The organism is Arthrobacter sp. YA7-1 (assembly GCF_025960325.1).
Classification (GTDB): Bacteria; Actinomycetota; Actinomycetes; order Actinomycetales; family Micrococcaceae; genus Arthrobacter; species Arthrobacter bambusae_A.
Genome location: NZ_CP110114.1, coordinates 3,009,981 through 3,026,759, shown reverse-complemented (window position 1 = coordinate 3,026,759; position 16,779 = coordinate 3,009,981). Strand labels below are relative to the sequence as shown.

The 16,779-nt window shown below is 63.0% G+C and carries 13 protein-coding genes and 2 tRNA genes; 12 read left to right on the top strand and 3 right to left on the bottom strand.

Annotation, left to right across the window (positions count from 1 at the left end):
* Window positions 1-135: 135 nt before the first annotated feature.
* Genes nudC through OIT41_RS14120 form a run of 3 tightly spaced genes read left to right on the top strand, consistent with a single transcriptional unit; the run spans window position 136 to window position 3,880 of the window.
* The gene (gene nudC, locus OIT41_RS14130; protein ID WP_241710501.1) at window positions 136-1,122 is read left to right on the top strand and encodes an NAD(+) diphosphatase; all 987 of its coding nucleotides are present in this window, start codon (window positions 136-138) and stop codon (window positions 1,120-1,122) included.
* Window positions 1,119-3,251, top strand: a complete 2,133-nt coding sequence (locus OIT41_RS14125; RefSeq protein ID WP_241710502.1) for an ATP-dependent DNA helicase UvrD2 — start codon at window positions 1,119-1,121, stop codon at window positions 3,249-3,251. Before nudC ends, OIT41_RS14125 begins: the two co-directional genes overlap by 4 nt.
* A 50-nt stretch (window positions 3,252-3,301) precedes the next feature.
* Window positions 3,302-3,880: a M48 family metallopeptidase gene (locus tag OIT41_RS14120; RefSeq protein WP_241710507.1), complete on the top strand. Its 579-nt coding sequence runs from the start codon at window positions 3,302-3,304 to the stop codon at window positions 3,878-3,880.
* 15 nt (window positions 3,881-3,895) lie between these two features.
* Here OIT41_RS14120 and OIT41_RS14115 read toward each other — a convergent pair whose 3' ends face one another.
* Window positions 3,896-5,341 carry a zinc-dependent metalloprotease gene (locus OIT41_RS14115; RefSeq protein ID WP_078108345.1) on the bottom strand — a complete coding sequence of 482 codons (1,446 nt, stop codon included), beginning with the start codon at window positions 5,339-5,341 and terminating at the stop codon, window positions 3,896-3,898.
* A gap of 216 nt (window positions 5,342-5,557) precedes the next feature.
* Here OIT41_RS14115 and OIT41_RS14110 point away from each other — a divergent pair, with 216 nt between their 5' ends.
* Window positions 5,558-6,754: a PDZ domain-containing protein gene (locus OIT41_RS14110; protein WP_372489704.1), complete on the top strand. Its 1,197-nt coding sequence runs from the start codon at window positions 5,558-5,560 to the stop codon at window positions 6,752-6,754.
* A gap of 135 nt (window positions 6,755-6,889) precedes the next feature.
* Window positions 6,890-9,889: a UPF0182 family protein gene (locus OIT41_RS14105; protein ID WP_078108347.1), complete on the top strand. Its 3,000-nt coding sequence runs from the start codon at window positions 6,890-6,892 to the stop codon at window positions 9,887-9,889.
* A gap of 102 nt (window positions 9,890-9,991) precedes the next feature.
* Here OIT41_RS14105 and OIT41_RS14100 read toward each other — a convergent pair whose 3' ends face one another.
* Window positions 9,992-10,798, bottom strand: a complete 807-nt coding sequence (locus OIT41_RS14100; protein ID WP_241711084.1) for an IS3 family transposase — start codon at window positions 10,796-10,798, stop codon at window positions 9,992-9,994.
* A gap of 44 nt (window positions 10,799-10,842) precedes the next feature.
* A complete protein-coding gene (locus OIT41_RS14095) occupies window positions 10,843-11,331 on the bottom strand; it encodes a helix-turn-helix domain-containing protein (RefSeq protein ID WP_241711087.1) in 489 nt (162 codons plus the stop codon).
* Window positions 11,332-11,502: 171 nt separating this feature from the next.
* On the opposite strand from OIT41_RS14095, the gene OIT41_RS14090 reads away from it, so the two are divergent.
* The 7 genes from OIT41_RS14090 (at window position 11,503) to OIT41_RS14060 (ending at window position 16,718) form a co-directional block, all read left to right on the top strand.
* Window positions 11,503-11,576: transfer RNA gene (locus tag OIT41_RS14090), tRNA-Met, on the top strand.
* A gap of 186 nt (window positions 11,577-11,762) precedes the next feature.
* Window positions 11,763-11,836, top strand: a tRNA-Met gene (locus OIT41_RS14085).
* A gap of 406 nt (window positions 11,837-12,242) precedes the next feature.
* The gene (locus tag OIT41_RS14080) at window positions 12,243-12,530 is read left to right on the top strand and encodes a hypothetical protein (RefSeq protein WP_241709150.1); all 288 of its coding nucleotides are present in this window, start codon (window positions 12,243-12,245) and stop codon (window positions 12,528-12,530) included.
* A gap of 209 nt (window positions 12,531-12,739) precedes the next feature.
* Complete coding sequence (locus OIT41_RS14075) at window positions 12,740-13,507, top strand: electron transfer flavoprotein subunit beta/FixA family protein (protein ID WP_264636645.1); 768 nt, start codon at window positions 12,740-12,742, stop codon at window positions 13,505-13,507.
* A 14-nt stretch (window positions 13,508-13,521) separates the two neighbouring features.
* Window positions 13,522-14,493, top strand: a complete 972-nt coding sequence (locus OIT41_RS14070) for an electron transfer flavoprotein subunit alpha/FixB family protein (RefSeq protein WP_264636644.1) — start codon at window positions 13,522-13,524, stop codon at window positions 14,491-14,493.
* Window positions 14,494-14,583: 90 nt separating this feature from the next.
* Window positions 14,584-15,516: a cytochrome b/b6 domain-containing protein gene (locus tag OIT41_RS14065; protein ID WP_264636643.1), complete on the top strand. Its 933-nt coding sequence runs from the start codon at window positions 14,584-14,586 to the stop codon at window positions 15,514-15,516.
* A gap of 65 nt (window positions 15,517-15,581) precedes the next feature.
* Window positions 15,582-16,718, top strand: coding sequence for an acyl-CoA dehydrogenase family protein (locus tag OIT41_RS14060; protein WP_078108352.1), 1,137 nt, complete (start codon window positions 15,582-15,584; stop codon window positions 16,716-16,718).
* The last annotated feature ends 61 nt before the right edge of the window (window positions 16,719-16,779 follow it).

Here is a 16,779-nt window from a genome sequence, read left to right as displayed (position 1 = left end):
CGGTAGATTGACATGCGCCTCTGGCAGCGATGCAGTGCGGCGAGTCTTGAGATCCGCTGGAAAACAGCATTCAGGGGTGTGCATCGCTGAAGGTTCCAAATGTCAATTGTCGGTGCGAGTCAGTACGGTAGGTACATGAGTTTCACCGAGTTCCAGGCGCCGGCAAACCACCTTATCGATACCGTTCTTCCGGTGCGCCCAGCCATGGTTGACCGCGGATCTGCCGAACGCCTGAAGCCAGGCATGCTGGATGAAGTGATCTCCTCGGGCGCGGCCAAAGCCATGGTGTTGTCCCAGCGCCAAGCCCTCGTCGTGGGCGACAAGCTGTGGCTGGGCGACGCCGCGCCGCTCTTCGACGCCCTTCAAGCGGCTGGCGGACCGCTCACTGCCATCTATCTCGGCCGGACCCTCGCTGCTTCATCGGCCCCGGAGAAAACGCCCATCGTCCTCTTTGTGCCCGCCGAGCCGCTTTCGCCCGGAGCCGCGGGCCTTCCGGCCGACGGTTCCTGGGCAGGATTCCGGGAGGTCGCTGCCCGTCTCGGTGCCATGGACACGGCCTTGTTTGTTGAGGCCAGCGCCATTTCCAACTGGCATGCAACCCATACCCACTGCCCGCAGTGTGGAACTCCCACGGAAATCGAAGCCGGCGGCTGGGTCCGGCGGTGCCCGCGGGACAAATCGGAACACTATCCAAGGACCGATCCGGCCATCATCGTCACCGTGGTCGGTTCCGACGGCAGGCTGCTCCTGGGCGGAGGAGGGCCGCTTGACGCCAAGAACTACTCCACGCTGGCCGGCTTCGTGGAGCCGGGGGAATCGCTTGAACAGGCCGTGGTCCGCGAAATCGGCGAAGAAGTGGGCGTGCGGGTCACCGCGTGCCAGTACCTTGGATCGCAGTCGTGGCCGTTTCCGGCCTCCCTCATGCTCGGGTTCACCGCAACAACGGACGACGTCGAGGCCCGGCCCGACGGCGTCGAGGTCACCCGGGCGCGCTGGTTCAGCCGCGCGGAACTGCAGGCAGCCGTGCTCAGCGGTGAAATCACGATCTCCACGAGGCTTTCGATTGCGCGTTCCCTGATCGAGCACTGGTACGGCGGCGTCATCGAGGACCTCCAGCAGTGACAGACGGTATTTTCAGCGAGACCGTTTCACTCGAGGACCGGATTCTCGGCGGCCTTGATGCCGAGCAGCGGGAAGTCGCCAGCAACCTCAACGGGCCGATGTGCGTCCTGGCCGGAGCGGGTACGGGAAAAACCCGGGCCATTACGCACCGCATTGCCTACGGTGTGCACTCCGGTGTCTACAGCCCGCAGCGCCTCCTGGCCGTCACCTTCACGTCCCGGGCGGCCGCCGAGATGCGCAGCCGGCTGCGGGATCTCGGCGTCGGAAACGTCCAGGCACGCACCTTTCACGCTGCGGCGCTCAGGCAACTCCAGTTCTTCTGGCCGCAGGCAATCGGCGGCGTCCTGCCGAACTTGCTGGACCACAAGGCGAACATGATCGCCGAAGCCGCGCGGCGGCTCCGGTTGAGTACGGACCGGGCATCCATCCGTGATCTTGCTGCTGAGATCGAGTGGGCCAAGGTTTCCATGCTGACGCCGGCCAACTACCTTGAGAACGCGCACGGCCGCGGCACTCCGGGAGGCTTCGACCTCACCGCCGTCGCACGGGTTTTCCAGTCTTACGAGGACGTGAAGACGGACCGCAATGTGATCGACTTCGAGGACGTCCTGTTGATCACGGTGGGCATCCTCCAGGAGGACCCGAAAGTGGCAGCCACGGTCCGCGAGCAGTACCGGCACTTTGTGGTGGACGAGTACCAGGACGTTTCCCCGCTCCAGCAGAGGCTTCTGGAGCTGTGGCTCGGCGGCCGCGACGAACTCTGCGTAGTGGGCGACTCCAGCCAGACCATCTACTCCTTCACGGGAGCCTCTCCCAAGCATCTCCTCGGATTCAAGGGCCATTACCCTTCGGCGACGGTCGTCAAACTCGTTCGCGACTACCGTTCCACGCCCCAAGTGGTGAAGCTCGCCAACGATCTCCTGGGATCCCGCCGCAGTGGTGGGACGGTTGCCGACGCCGCTTGGGCCAAGCCCCTGCAGTTGGTAGCCCAGCGCCCGGCCGGACCTGAGCCCCGGTTCATGGAATGCCCCGACGACGAAGCCGAGGCGGCGGTGGTCGCGGGCCGGATCCGGGAATTGATCGACGCCGGCACCAAGGCGAGCGAGATTGCCGTGCTTTTCCGCACCAACGGCCAGTCGGAAGCGTACGAACAAGCTCTTGCCTCTGCGGGTATCGGCTACCAGTTGCGGGGCGGTGAGCGTTTCTTCGCCCGCAAGGAAGTCCGCGACGCCATCCTGCAGCTGCGGGCGGCCACGCGTGCCGTTGCCGAGGATTCCGGCAAGGAACCGCTCGGCCAACTGGTCCGGGACATCGTGGCTTCGCTCGGCTACACGGATGCCGCCCCACATAGCGGCGGTGCCCTCCGCGAACGCTGGGAGTCGCTGGCAGCACTGGTGGCACTCGCGGACGAACTTGTTGTCAGCCGTGGGCCGGAATTCACCTTGATGGAATTCGTCAACGAACTCCAGGAACGTTCGGTTGCGCAGCACGCGCCGACGGTCCAGGGCGTGACCCTCGCATCGCTGCACGCCGCGAAGGGCCTGGAATGGGATGCCGTGTTCCTGGTCGGCTTGAGCGAAGGACTCATGCCTATTTCCTTTGCCGACACTCCCGAGAGCGTGGACGAAGAACGCCGACTTCTCTACGTCGGGATCACGCGGGCGCGCGAGCACCTGAACCTGTCCTGGTCCACGGCCCGCACGCCGGGCGGCCGTGCCAACCGCAAGCCTTCGCGCTTCCTCGACGGGCTCCGTCCCGATTCGGTGCTCGGAGCCAGCGCGCGCAGCCGCGCCACTCCACGGCGCAAGGCGGCAGCACCGGCGTCGTGCAGGGTCTGCGGCACGATGCTCGCCACTGGCGCCGAACGCAAAGTGGGTCGCTGTAGCCAGTGCCCGCCTACGTACGAAGAACAGACTTTTGAGGCCTTGCGGCAATGGCGCAAGGAAGAGGCCTTGAGCAACGATGTCCCCGCCTACGTGGTCTTCACGGACGCGACATTGACGGCCATCGCCGAAGCCCGGCCCACTTCGCTTGAGGAGCTTGCGAAACTCGCCGGCGTCGGACCCTCCAAGCTGGAAAAGTACGGCGAAGCCGTGCTGGCGGTTCTGGTCGAGAACGGGTCTGCCTAGTGCCTCCGGTCGCGCGCCAGCCGGCTTTGCCGCTGACCACCGACGACGGCATGCCTGTCGTCGTTCGTCGCTCCGCCCGCCGTCGTCGTACCGTGGCGGCCTTCTGGGAGGACGGGAATGCCGTTATTGCGATCCCTGCCCACTTCACGAAGGCACAGGAGAATGAATGGGTCCGGCGGATGCTGGACAAGCTCAAGAGGCAGGGGGAGCGGGGCGCTCAGGGTTCCGGCAGGAGGAGGCCCGCGAGCGACGCGGCCCTTGCCGCTCACGCCGCGGAACTCTCGTCACGGTACCTGGGCGGGCGTGCGGCCCCGACGTCGGTCCGCTGGGTCAGCAACCAGAAGTCACGGTGGGGCTCGGCGACTCCCGCGGACGGGACCATCCGGCTTTCGGACAAGCTCCGGGCCATGCCCCAATGGGTGATCGACTACGTGTTGCTCCACGAACTCGCGCACCTTCTGGTGGCCGGGCACAATGCCGCGTTTTGGCGCCTGCTGGAGGCGTACCCCGAAACGCAGCCGGCGAAGGCCTTCCTGGAGGGCGTCGCCTTTGCGACGTCGCGGGGGCTTGGACCGGATGAAGAAGGCGCCGGCGCACCAGCCGGGGGCTGGGACGCCGACGCCGACTAGGCGTTTCAGGAGCGGCTATCCTTTGGGCTCTTCGGGTCCCGTGTTGTCGGGGGAATCTCCGTCTTCAGGCTTCGGAGCCTCCGGGGTGCCCTCTGTGTTCTCCTCATCCTTCGGAGCGTCGTAGCCGCCTTCAAGGAGCTTCTGCAATGCATCGTCCACCTCGGTGTCGCTGGCTTCAGCCAAGCGGCGCCGTTCGGTGAAGCCCGCCGGGTCGTCGAGGTCATGCGCGGTGGGGAGCAGGTCGGGGTGCTGCCAGATGGCGTCGCGGCCGGCGATTCCACGTTCGTCCTTCAAAGCGGCCCAGAGCGTCGCGGCTTCGCGCAGGCGCCGCGGGCGCAGCTCGAGTCCCACCAGCGAGGAGAACGCGTGTTCGGCGGGTCCTCCCGTGGCGCGGCGCCTGCGCACGGTCTCGCGGAGGGCGACGGCGGATGGCAGCACGTTCTCGGTGGCGGCGGCCGTGAGTTCGTCCACCCAGCCCTCAACCAGCGCCAGGGCGGTTTCGAGTTTCTCGAGGGCAGCCGACTGTTCGGGAGTGCGTTCGGGGGTGAATACCCCTTGGGAGAGGGCTTCTTGAATGCCCTCGGGGTTGCCGGGATCCAGGTCCCGGGCGAGATCCTCCACGCGGGACAAGTCGATATGGATGCCCCGGGCATACGCTTCAATCGCTCCGAGGAGATGGCCGCGCAGCCAAGGAACCTGCACAAAGAGCCGGGCATGTGCGGCTTCACGGACGGCGAGGAACAACCGGACGTCGTTCTCAGGGACGCTCAGGCCTTCGCCGAACTTCGCCACATTGGCTGGCAGCAACGCCATTTCGAGGTCGGCGAGTGGGACGCCGATGTCGGTGGAGCTGACCACTTCGGCGGACAGGGCGCCGATGGCCTGGCCCAGTTGCATTCCGAAGATTGCTCCACCCATGTTCTGCAACATGGACGAGGTGCCGCCCATCATGGCCTTCATTTCTTCCGGCATCTGCTGGGTCAGCGCGTCCGACAGGGCGTTGGCGATGCTGTTGGCCACCGGCTCCGTGAGCCGTTTCCACGTAGCGAGGGTAGCTTCCACCCATTCAGCGCGGGACCAAGCGCGGCCGATGAGGCCGGTTGCCTGAAGATCGGTCACCGGATCGAGCCAGAGTTCCGCGAGCCGGAGCGCTTCGTCGACCTCGCGCGCCTGCACGGCGTTCACCGAGGGATCAGTGCCGGCAGCGGCAACCCGGCGGGCGTTCTCGTGGGCGAGCTGCCAATTGACAGGGCCCTCGGAAGTGGAGCTCATCATGGCCTGTACCTGGGCGAACATTTGCTGCAGCATGTTGGGGTCGTTTGGCAGCCCTGCGGCCTTTGCCAGTTCGGCGGGGTCGATGTTGCCCATGCCTTGCCCGCCCATCAGGTTCTTCAGCATTTCTGCCAAGGGATCCACGGGTGAATCGTCTCCATTAGGAGGGGTATTGGGGTTGGAGGTCATGGTGCCGCCGATCGTCGGTGTGACTGGTGATCACTTTCAAGGTACCGCGATGCCCGGGGGCTGTCTGCCTCAGGAACGCGTCGTTCGCTCTAGGCAAAGCACGTCTGGCAGGCACAGCAAGTAGGGTGGATCGTTGGTATGTTTACTGGCCTCCACCCTGAGGGGGTCGAAACGGTAGCGTTGGGCACACAGTTCCCGGCGCGGAGAGGCCTTTCATTGACTAGTTTGCCGAGCCCCGGAGCTGCCGCGGAACCCGGACAGCCTCTCGGCCCCTCCACCCCCCAGGGCGTCCCGACGTCGGACGGCCGTTTCGCGGCGGGGGACGCCGCGCCATCGCAGGAACCGCCCCAACCGCCACGTCGCCGGGACGGACGGTACATCGCGATGCTGGTCTCCGGCGCGCTGACCATCGTCCTGGGAATCGCCGCGGCTGTCCTCCCTGTTCCCTACGTCGTGGAATCTCCCGGTCCGACGTTCAACACCTTGGGCACCGACCACAACAAACCGGTCATCAGCATCACGGGACACGCGACATATCCCGCCAAGGGCAACCTGGACCTGACCACCGTCTACATCAACGGCGGCCCCAACGGACCCGTCAACATTTTCGAGGCGTTCCAAGCATGGCTGGACGGTTCGAAGGCGGTATATCCCGAAGAACTTCTCTATCCCAAGGGCACCACCAGGCAGCAATCCGAACAGGAAAGCGCGGTTGCCATGACCACCTCCCAGGAGAACGCCGTTGCCTCGGCCCTCCAGGAGGAAAACATTCCGTACGGGCAGAAGCTTGAAGTCGCGGGGCTGTCCGACGGCTCGGCCTCCTCAGGCAAACTCCAAGCGGGGGATGTCTTTACCTCGATCAACGGCAAGGCGATCACGTCCCTGAACGTCGTCCAAACCGCACTGGCGGCCGGCGCGGGGGCGCCGGCCGCCGTCGTGGTCGACCGGAACGGCAAGCCCGTAACGGTGAGCATCACCCCGGGCAAGGGCTCAAACGGCAAGTACATCCTGGGCGTACTGCTGCAGTACAAGTTCACCTTCCCGTTCGACGTCAAGATCTCCCTGGACCAGGTGGGCGGACCGAGTGCCGGCATGATGTTCGCACTGGGCATCATCGATAGCATCACCCCCGGCGACCTCACGGGGGGCAAGCATGTGGCCGGCACGGGCACCATTTCGCCGGACGGCACCGTCGGCCCGATTGGTGGAATCGCCCAGAAAATGCGCGGAGCCCGCAATGGCGGCGCCACCCTTTTCCTGGCGCCCGCCGCCAACTGCGACGAGGTCGTGGGGCACATTCCGGACGGGCTGCAGGTAGTCAAAGTGGATACTCTGGCGGACGCAAAATCAGCCGTTGAACGACTCGCCTCGGGCCAGGACATGTCCCGCCTCCCGGCATGCTCCAACAACTAGACTGATGATGGAACTTAGCTCCACTGCCACTCGTGGCACTAATGACGGCCTCCGCCATTAGCACCCGGCACCGGGGCCGACGAACACACACGCACTGATGACCGTAAACTGACGACCAGCGATGAGGTATCGAGTTTGTCCCGTCCAGCCAGCACCAGCCCGCCCGGAAGACCGCAGCGGAGACGGGGTGCCCTCACTCCAACTTTGATCATCGTCGCCGTCGTGGTGGTGGGATTCATTTTCTTCGCCAATGTGTGGACAGACGTCCTCTGGTATCAGCAGTTGGGCTTCTTCGAAGTCTATTTCCGGGAGAACCTGGCCCGGATCCTGATCTTCCTCGCGGGCTTCGTGCTGATGGCCGTGCCGATTTTCTACGCAATCCGCGTCGCCTATCACGCACGGCCTGTCTACGCCCCGGACGCCGAGGTCAGGGACAACCTGAACCGGTACCAGGCTCAACTCGAACCTGTGCGGCGCGTGGTCATGATCGGCATCCCCGTGCTGTTCGGCCTCTTCGCCGGCAGCGCGGCCGCGAGCCAGTGGCAAGCGGTGCTCTTGTTCTTCAACCAGGTGCCGTTCGGCCAGAGCGACCCGCAATTTGGCCTGGACATCAGTTTCTATCTCATGACCTTGCCGTTCCTCGGCTTCGCCACAGGCTTCCTCATGAGTGTTGTGGTGATCGCCGGCATCGCCGGAATCCTCACCCACTATCTCTATGGAAGCATCCGGCTCATGGAGCGCGGCATCTTCACCAGCCGTGCAGCCCAAATCCACCTCGCCGTGACCGGAGCCGTTTTCCTGCTGCTGCTTGGAGCCAACTTCTGGCTCAACGTCTACGACACCGTTCAAAACCAAGGCGGTCACTGGGCCGGCGCCCTCTATACCGACGTCAACGCGGTGATCCCCACACAGACAATCCTGGCCGTTGCCGCGGGTCTGGTGGCTATCCTCTTCATTGTGGCCGCCGTGATCGGGCGTTGGCGCCTGCCGGTCATCGGCACGGCCATGCTGATCATCACGTCCATCCTCGCGGGAGGGGTCTACCCCTGGGTCATCCAACAGTTCCAGGTCCGCCCCTCTGAGCAGACGTTGGAAAACAAGTACATCGATCGCAATATTTCGATGACCCGGGCAGCGTACGGTTTGGACAAGATTCAGGTATCCCCGTATAACGCCACCACGGACGCCAAGACCGGGGCGCTTGCCAAGGATGCGCAGACCACCGCCAATATCCGGTTGTTGGACCCGAACCTTGTCTCTTCTGCGTTCTCCCAGTTGGAGCAGTACCGTCCGTATTACCAGTTCCCCAAGTCCCTGAACGTCGACCGCTACACCGTGGACGGCAAGACCCAGGACACCGTGATCGCAGTCCGTGAGTTGAACCAGGACGGGCTCAACGCAAGCCAGCAGACCTGGGTCAACCGGCACATCGTCTACACACACGGTTACGGCGTCGTGGCTGCCAAGGGCAACACGGTCACCGTCGACGGCAAGCCGGACTTCCTGTTGTCCGGGATTCCGTCCATGGGTATCCTAGGCAGCGATACGAGCTACCAACCCCGCATCTACTTCGGTGAGGATTCGCCTGACTACTCGGTTGTCGGCGCCCCGGACGGTGCTCCTCAGCGCGAGCAGGACCGTCCTGCCGCCACGGACAGCACCACCGAGACGCAGTACACCTTCACCGGCAATGGTGGCCCCAGCGTGGGCAACTGGTTCAACCGCCTCCTGTACTCCATCAAGTTCCAGTCCTCGGATCTGCTGCTGTCTGACGGCGTCAATGTGAAGTCCCAGATCCTCTACGACCGCTCTCCGCGAGATCGAGTTGAAAAGGTCGCTCCGTACCTGACCGTGGATGGCAGCGCCTATCCGGCGGTTATTGATGGCCGGGTGAAGTGGATCGTGGACGGTTACACCACCAGCCAGTACTTCCCCTACTCCCAGCAGCAACAACTGCAAACCGCCACCGCTGACTCGCAAACGACCTCCGGGCGCACTGCGGTCTTGCCGAACAGCTCCGTCAACTACATCAGGAACTCGGTCAAAGCGACTGTTGACGCCTATGACGGCTCAGTGACGCTGTACGCCTGGGACGACCAGGACCCCATTCTGAAGTCCTGGCAGAAGATCTTCCCCAGCACCATCAAACCGATCTCGGAGATGTCCGGACAGCTGATGAGCCACGTGCGTTATCCGGAGGATCTCTTCAAGGTCCAGCAGGAGCTGCTTGGCCGTTACCACGTGACCAACGCGGACAGCTTCTACCAGAACAACGACGCGTGGAGCGTGCCGAACGATCCTACAGTCACTGATCCCGTCCGGCAGCCTCCGTATTACCTGTCCCTGCAGATGCCCGGCCAGACCAAGCCGGCGTTCCAGCTGACCTCCTCGTTCATTCCACAGGTAGTCAACGGAAACGCCCGGAACATCCTGTATGGCTTCCTGGCTGCCGACTCCGACGCCGGCAACCAGAAGGGGGTGAAGGCGGACTCATATGGCCAGTTGCGATTGCTCCAATTGCCCACGGATACCCAGGTTCCGGGCCCGGGCCAGGCGCAGAACAAGTTCAACTCTGATCCTGAGGTGTCGCAGCAACTCAACCTGCTCAGGCAAGGAGCTTCCGATGTGCTCAACGGCAACCTTCTGACATTGCCGGTGGGTGGCGGCCTGCTTTACGTGCAGCCGGTTTACGTGAAGTCAACTGGCGAAACGTCCTACCCGACGCTTCAGCGAGTGCTCGTAGCCTTTGGTGACAAGGTAGGTTTCGCGTCCACCTTGGATGCGGCGCTGAAGGTCTTGTTCGGCGGCGATTCCGGTGCCTCGGCAGGAGACTCGGCCAATAACGGCCAGACCACCACCACTCCGCCAGGGAGTACTACACCCCCTGCCGCGGCGGATGCCCAGGCTCAGCTGAAGGCTGCGTTGGATCAGGCAAACAAGGCCATCCAAGATGGACAGGCCGCCCTGGCCAAGGGTGACTTCGCGGGATACGGCGCCCAGCAGAACCTTCTGTCCGCAGCAATACAGAAAGCTCTCGACGCCGAGTCGCGGCTTGGCGTCGCCCCGGCTCCGTCAGCGAGTGCAAGCCCGTCGGCGAGCCCGTTGCCGACGCCGTCCCCTTCGCCGAGCAAGTAGGCAATTCTCCAGCCGGCTGATTTCGCCCTGGCCGGGGGTATGAAAGACCGGGCCAGCCCATAGTGAACTGGTCCCCGAAAGTTGGACTGGCTAAGTAAGATCCTAAGCCGCGAGGGCCTGGGCACGGTATTGCGCCGGGCTCAGGCCCTCGAGCTTTGTCGAGATCCGTTCGGTGTTGTACCAGCGGATGTACTCGTGCAGTGCCGCTGTCAGTGCGTCGGTGCTGATGAACCGGACACGATGGAAGAGTTCTTCTTTGAGATGACCGAAGAAGTTTTCCATCACGGCATTGTCGTAGCAGTTGGCCTTGCGTGACATTGATTGGACCGCTCCGGCAACGCTGAGGAGAGTCCGCCAGGAGTGATGCTGGTACTGGAATCCCTGGTCGGAATGCACCAGCGGTTTCTCACCGTCCTTGAGGGTCGTCAGCGCCTTACTCAGCGATGTGTTGGTGAGCTCCAGGTTCGGCGAGATGCCCAGGGTGTACGAGATGATCTGCCGGTCGAAGAGGTCCATGACCGGTGAGAGGTAGAGCTTGCGATCGCTGACGCTGAATTCGGTCACGTCCGTCACCCACTTCTGGTTCGGGGCGGTCGCTTCGAAATCCCGGTTGAGCACGTTCGGAGCGACGGCGCCTTGTTCGCCGCGGTAGGAGTTGTAGCGCTTCTTCCGCCGGACCTTGCAGACCAGCCCGAGTGTCCGCATCAGCTTCAGCACGGTCTTCTTCGCGGTCCTCCAGCCTTGCTTGGCCAGCTCGATGTGGACGCGTCGGTGCCCGTACCTGCCATGGTTCTTCTTAAAGATCTCCGTGACCGCGCTCTTGAGAGCCTCTTGCGGATCGGGGGCCTGGAGCCGGGCCTGGTGATAGAAGAACGTCGAGCGGGCAATGCCAGCGATGTCCAGGAGCAATTCCAGGCGATGTTGGGCCTTGAGAGCGATGACGGCGCGGACCTTTACCGCGGATCCTCGTCCCTCAAGGCCTGCACTTTTCCCAGGAACGCCACCTCTGCCCGCAAGCGCTCGTTCTCACGGCGCAACCTTTGCAGTTCTGACTCAGGCTGCGACGGCGCCTCGAAAGGCGACTTCGGGCGGCCCCTGGGCTTCGGACGCAGTCCGTCTTCGCCTTCATTCCGATACAGGCTTGCCCACTTCTTGATCAGAAGCGGGGACGACAGCTGGAACTCCTGCGCCAAGGCCACCTGGGTCTCTCCAGCCAGAAACCGCTGCACAACAGCGAGTTTGAACTCAAACGAAAACTGCCGCTTGGTTGGCTTGGCCACTAGCGTTGTACCTCCGCGAACTCTCCACCGGTCATATAACCGGCCTATGGCCCGCTTGCTCACCCCGAGCTTTGTGGCAACGGACTTCGCGCCCCAACCGGTCTCAAACAACGCTACCGCGGCCGCGCGCTGCTCCTCGGACAACGAACTGCTTTTTAACATGAAACTGCTCCCCGTAAGTCAGAACTGAATTCTCAGTCCAACTTTCGGGGAGCAGTTCATAGTGGGTTGGCCCGGTCTTTCTTTTGATCGGGAGGCCGGGGCGAGGGAGACGGAGGTCACGTCGTCTGGATTTGGCCTGACATTCACCTGCGGGTAAAGTAGTTCTTGCGACGCGGGGTGGAGCAGTTCGGTAGCTCGCTGGGCTCATAACCCAGAGGTCACAGGTTCAAATCCTGTCCCCGCAACTGGAGAAAAGATCCGGCACAGTGGAAACACTGTGCCGGATCTTTTTTGTTTTCCGCCGATGTGTGGCTGGGGAGGGCGGAATGGGTAGAGCGCATGCCTGGGACGGCGCCGAGTCCCAACGTGCCGCAGCCCACACCCGGGTGGTCAGAGGTGTCCTTGAATGTGCGGTAGAGTTGATTTTGCGACGCGGGGTGGAGCAGTTCGGTAGCTCGCTGGGCTCATAACCCAGAGGTCACAGGTTCAAATCCTGTCCCCGCAACTAAATAACGAAAGAGTCCGCCCGCCTGGGCGGACTCTTTCGTTTAACTCCTGCTCTTGCGGCTTTCCCGCTTTCCCGGGGGTATGGGACACAGCGTGTGTACTGCCTGGGGACGTCTTGGACACAGTCTTTGACGGCTATGCGGGCCATTCCGGGTGATTCGTTTTTCCACACGTAGAAGCGCTGAGATCCACACTGAGATTGCCGGAAAGTACACTGATTTTGGGCCATTTTGCACGGATTTTGGCCACTTCGCCCCCTGAAAGGCGCAATTTAGGGCTAGTTTCTTGGGCGGGGGATTGTGGCAGTGTTCTCCCGGGTACCGAAGCTTGACGAGTTCCAAGCGGAGCGCCGGGAACAACTCCCGGGGGCGCTCCGCGTTGGCCGGTTCGAGGAGGATCTTTCGATGAAAAAGCTTTTGAAGGTCGTGGGCGCGTCGGCGGATGGAGCGGCTGCGGGCGTCGCACTGGTTTTTGTCCTGTGTATTGCTACCGGCTTGATCGCCATCTTGACAGGTTCGCCCGTCAGTTTGCCCGGATTCCTGGCGGTCGCCGCTGGAAGTGAAAATGGCGCCTTGGCCCTGGAAGCCCGGCCCACGTTTGCCGGATTCGCCGTTGTCGTTGCCTTGACGATGTTGGCCAGGATGATCCAGTTCGCCCGACGCCGGGACCCTGCGACTCCCGCTCCGCGCTGACGATCCAACCCCCTGGAGGCCGCACGCTTGAGGGACTGCGCCTGGGACGCATACCAAAGACGCATACCAAAACCGATGCGGAAAAGCCCGCCTCCCGGAAGAATCACTAGGAGTTCCAAGTATTCCTTCCTTCGCTCCATGGTAAATACTAGGAGTTCCTAGTATTCTCGATTCCAAGCGTCAGCCATTTGCATCGAGGGAGCTGTTGAATGAAGATCGTCGTGCTCGTCAAACAAGTGCCGGATACGGCTGAGGAACGGAAGCTCGACCCGGCAACCGGGCAGCTGGACCGTGAGTCCACCGATTTGGTTGTCGATGAGATCAACGAGCGCGCCCTCGAAACCGCGTTGCGCATCAAAGATACGAACAAGGGCACTGAAGTAGTGGCCATGACCATGGGGCCCGATCAAGCCACCCAGTCGCTGCGCAAGGCCCTTTCCATGGGAGCCGATTCAGGCGTCCATGTCGTGGATGATTCCCTCAGCGGCGCCGATACCGGGCGTACAGCCGCGACCTTGGCGGCAGCGCTGAGGTCCACAGGATTTGACGTGGTGGTGGCCGGGAACGAATCGACGGATGGCCGCGCCGGCGTCGTGCCTGCCATGATTGCCGAACATCTCCAGTTGCCGCTGTTGGGATCGCTGATCTCCGCGGAAATCGCCGACGACGGCGTACGCGGCGTTCGCCAGGGCGAGGGCGGGACTCTCAACGTCCGCGCCGGACTGCCCGCCATCCTCACGGTGACCGAACGTTTCCCGGAGGCCAGGTTTCCCAACTTCAAGGGCATCCTGACGGCCAAGCGCAAACCCGTGATCACCTTGTCCGTCGCAGATCTCGGCGTCGCGGCGACCCCCAGCCGCAGCGTGGTGATCTCCACCGCTGAACGCCCGCCGCGCGCAGCCGGACGGAAACTCATCGATGACGGGGACGCAGCCAGCGAACTGGCCGAGTTCCTCGTCGCCAACCGACTGGTCTGAGGGAGGACAAGAAAATGACGAACATCCTGACACTCATTGAAGTTTCCCACCGCGGCGGGATTGCCGCTTCCGCCCGCGGACTGCTGGCTGCCGCAGCGACGCTCGGTTCGCCGGTCGCCGTCGTCGTGTCGGCTGCTCCCTTGGCGGACGACGACGTCGCGCGCCTCGGCGAGCTGGGCGCGGTCAAGGTCTACTCGGCTGTGACCGCTGCCGCCGGCAGTGTCTTGGTGGCACCCGCAGTGGATGCACTGAGCGGGGCCGTCGATGCCTATAGGCCGGCTGCGGTCCTCACCGCGAACTCCGTGGACGGCCGCGAAGCAGCCGCCCGGCTTGCAGTGCGGGTCGGCGGAAGCGTGCTCGCCGACGTGGTTCGCGTGCGCAGCGACAACGGAACCGTTGTCGCCCAACATTCTGTGTTTGGCGGTGCCTACACCGTCGAGTCCGTGGTGGAAGGCGGACTGCCCGTCCTCACCATCCGGCAGGGGGCGATCGAAGGGGAGGCTCCTGCGGCCACGGCAGAAGTGGACACAGTGTCCCTGGAAGCCACGACGGACGCTGCCACTGTCATTGACCAGTTCAACGACGACGTTGCCGTCTCCGTCCGGCCCGAGCTGCGAACTGCCGCCACGGTGGTCTCCGGCGGACGGGGCCTGGGCTCGTCCGAGAACTTCGTGCTGGTCGAACAGCTCGCCGACGCCCTGGGGGCTGCGATCGGTGCGTCACGTGCCGCCGTCGACGCCGGTTACATAGCCCAGACGGCCCAGGTGGGCCAGACCGGCGTGAGCGTGTCCCCGCAGCTGTACATCGCACTGGGAATTTCCGGAGCCATCCAGCACCGCGCAGGCATGCAGACTGCAAAGACCATCGTGGCCATCAACAAAGACGAGGACGCGCCCATTTTCGAGGTGGCCGACTTCGGAATCGTGGGCGATATCTTCACGGTGGTTCCGAAACTCATCGAGGCCGTCAAAGCCCGTTCCAACTGACGGCGTAACAGGCTTTGGCCGCTTCGGTCCAAAGTCTGTTAGCTTGATGCGTCCCTGATTGCGAAGTTCTTCCGAGAGGTGTCTGAGAAGATGTCCACCCCCGCCAAAAAGTCGACAGCAGCCAAGAGAAAATGGTCCCAACCCCTCTGGGTGGTTCCAGGCGTGCTGCTGGCACTTTTGCTCATCGTCTTGTTGGCCAAATGGTTGACGGGCCTGTCGGGTGTGCAGTCGTTCTTGCACGACTTCCCGGGCGCCTCCAGCCTCCCCGGGAACGCTCCTGTGGGTTTCCCGGCATGGCTCGGATGGCAGCACTTCCTGAATGTCTTCTTCATGGTGCTCATCGTTCGATCCGGTTGGCAGGTCCGCACGGCCAAGAGGCCGCCTGCCCAATGGACCCGCAACAACAAAGGATTCATCCGGACCAAGAATGCGCCGACCAAGATCAGCCTGGACCTGTGGTTCCACCTGACCCTGGATGCCCTGTGGGTGCTGAATGGCATCGTCTTCATCATCGTGATTTTTGCTACCGGGCAGTGGATGCGGATCATCCCCACCAGCTGGGATGTCTTCCCGAATGCCGTTTCCGCCGCCCTTCAGTACGCCTCGTTGAACTGGCCCACTGAGGACGGCTGGGTGAACTACAACGCCCTGCAGTTGCTGACCTACTTCGTCACGGTCTTCATCGCCGCCCCGCTTGCCATCATCACCGGCCTGCGCACCTCCTCTGCCTGGCCCAAGAAGGCCGGGACGGTCAACAAGATCTATCCCATCGAGCTTGCCCGGGCGGTGCATTTCCCGGTGATGGTGTACTTCGTGCTCTTCACCATCGTGCACGTCACCTTGGTCCTCGCTACCGGGGCCCTGCGCAACCTGAACCACATGTACGGCGGCAGCGACGATATCAACTGGGTTGGTTTCGGCATTTTCGCCGTATCCCTCTTGGTCATTGTGGGCGCGTGGTTCCTCGCGCGGCCTCTGTTCCTTCGCCCCGTCGCTTCGCTGATGGGCAAAGTCAGCAAGTAAAAGCATCGAATAGCCAGTAGAACCGGACAACCCGGAGAACTGGGAAGAACTGCAAAGGAGTGCCAATGTTTGAGCTCACGGAGGACCAGCGCGCGGTGGTCGAGATGGTGCGCGACTTCGCCACAACGGCCATCGCGCCCCACGCCGCGGAATGGGACGAGACCAAGCATTTCCCTGTGGATGTCCTGCGTGAAGCGGGCACCCTCGGCATGGGCGGCATCTATGTGAGGGAAGAGTTCGGCGGCTCGGGGCTTTCCCGCACGGATGCGGCGCTGATCTTCGAGGAGTTGTCCAAGGCAGACCCCACCATCGCGGCCTACATTTCGATCCACAACATGGTGGTGTGGATGATCGACGCCTTCGGCAACGATGAGCAACGGGCGCAATGGGTGCCGCAGCTTGCATCCATGGAGGCGCTGGGCAGTTACTGCCTCACGGAGCCCGGGGCCGGTTCGGACGCCGCCGCGCTGAGCACCAAAGCAGTGCTCGACGGCGACAGCTACGTTCTCAACGGCACCAAACAATTCATTTCGGGCGCGGGAGTTTCCAGTGTCTACGTGGTCATGGCACGGACTGCGGACACAGGCAGCCAGGGCATCACCGCAATCGTTGTGCCTGCGGACGCGCCGGGACTGTCCTTCGGTCCGAATGAAAAGAAAATGGGATGGAACGCCCAGCCCACCCGGCAGGTCATCTTCGAAAACGTACGCGTCCCCGTGGCGAACAGGCTTGGCGAGGAAGGCACGGGATTCGGCATAGCCATGAAAGGCCTCAACGGAGGCCGGGTCAACATGGGCGCTTGTTCCCTGGGAGGTGGCCAGGCGGCCCTGGAGAAGTCCATCGCCTACCTCAAGTCCCGATCGGCTTTTGGCGGCCCGCTCATCAACCAGCAATCCCTGCTGTTTGATATCGCCGACATGGATACGGAACTCGAAACCGCCAGGACCCTTGTCCTCCGGGCAGCAGACGCCTTGGATCGCGGCGCTCCGGACACCGTCAGGTTATGCGCAATGGCCAAGCGCGTCGCTACGGACGCCGGTTTCAATGTCGCCAACAAGGCCATCCAGCTGCATGGCGGCTACGGCTACTTGTCCGAGTACGGCCTTGAGAAGATTGCCAGGGACCTGCGCGTGCACCAGATCCTGGAAGGCAGCAACGAAATCATGCGACTCATCGTTGGACGGCTCGCTGTCGGGGCATAAGGCGCGCAACAAAAACGAATGGCCGGGCCTCATGGAAACTGGAGGCCCGGCCATTCGTTTG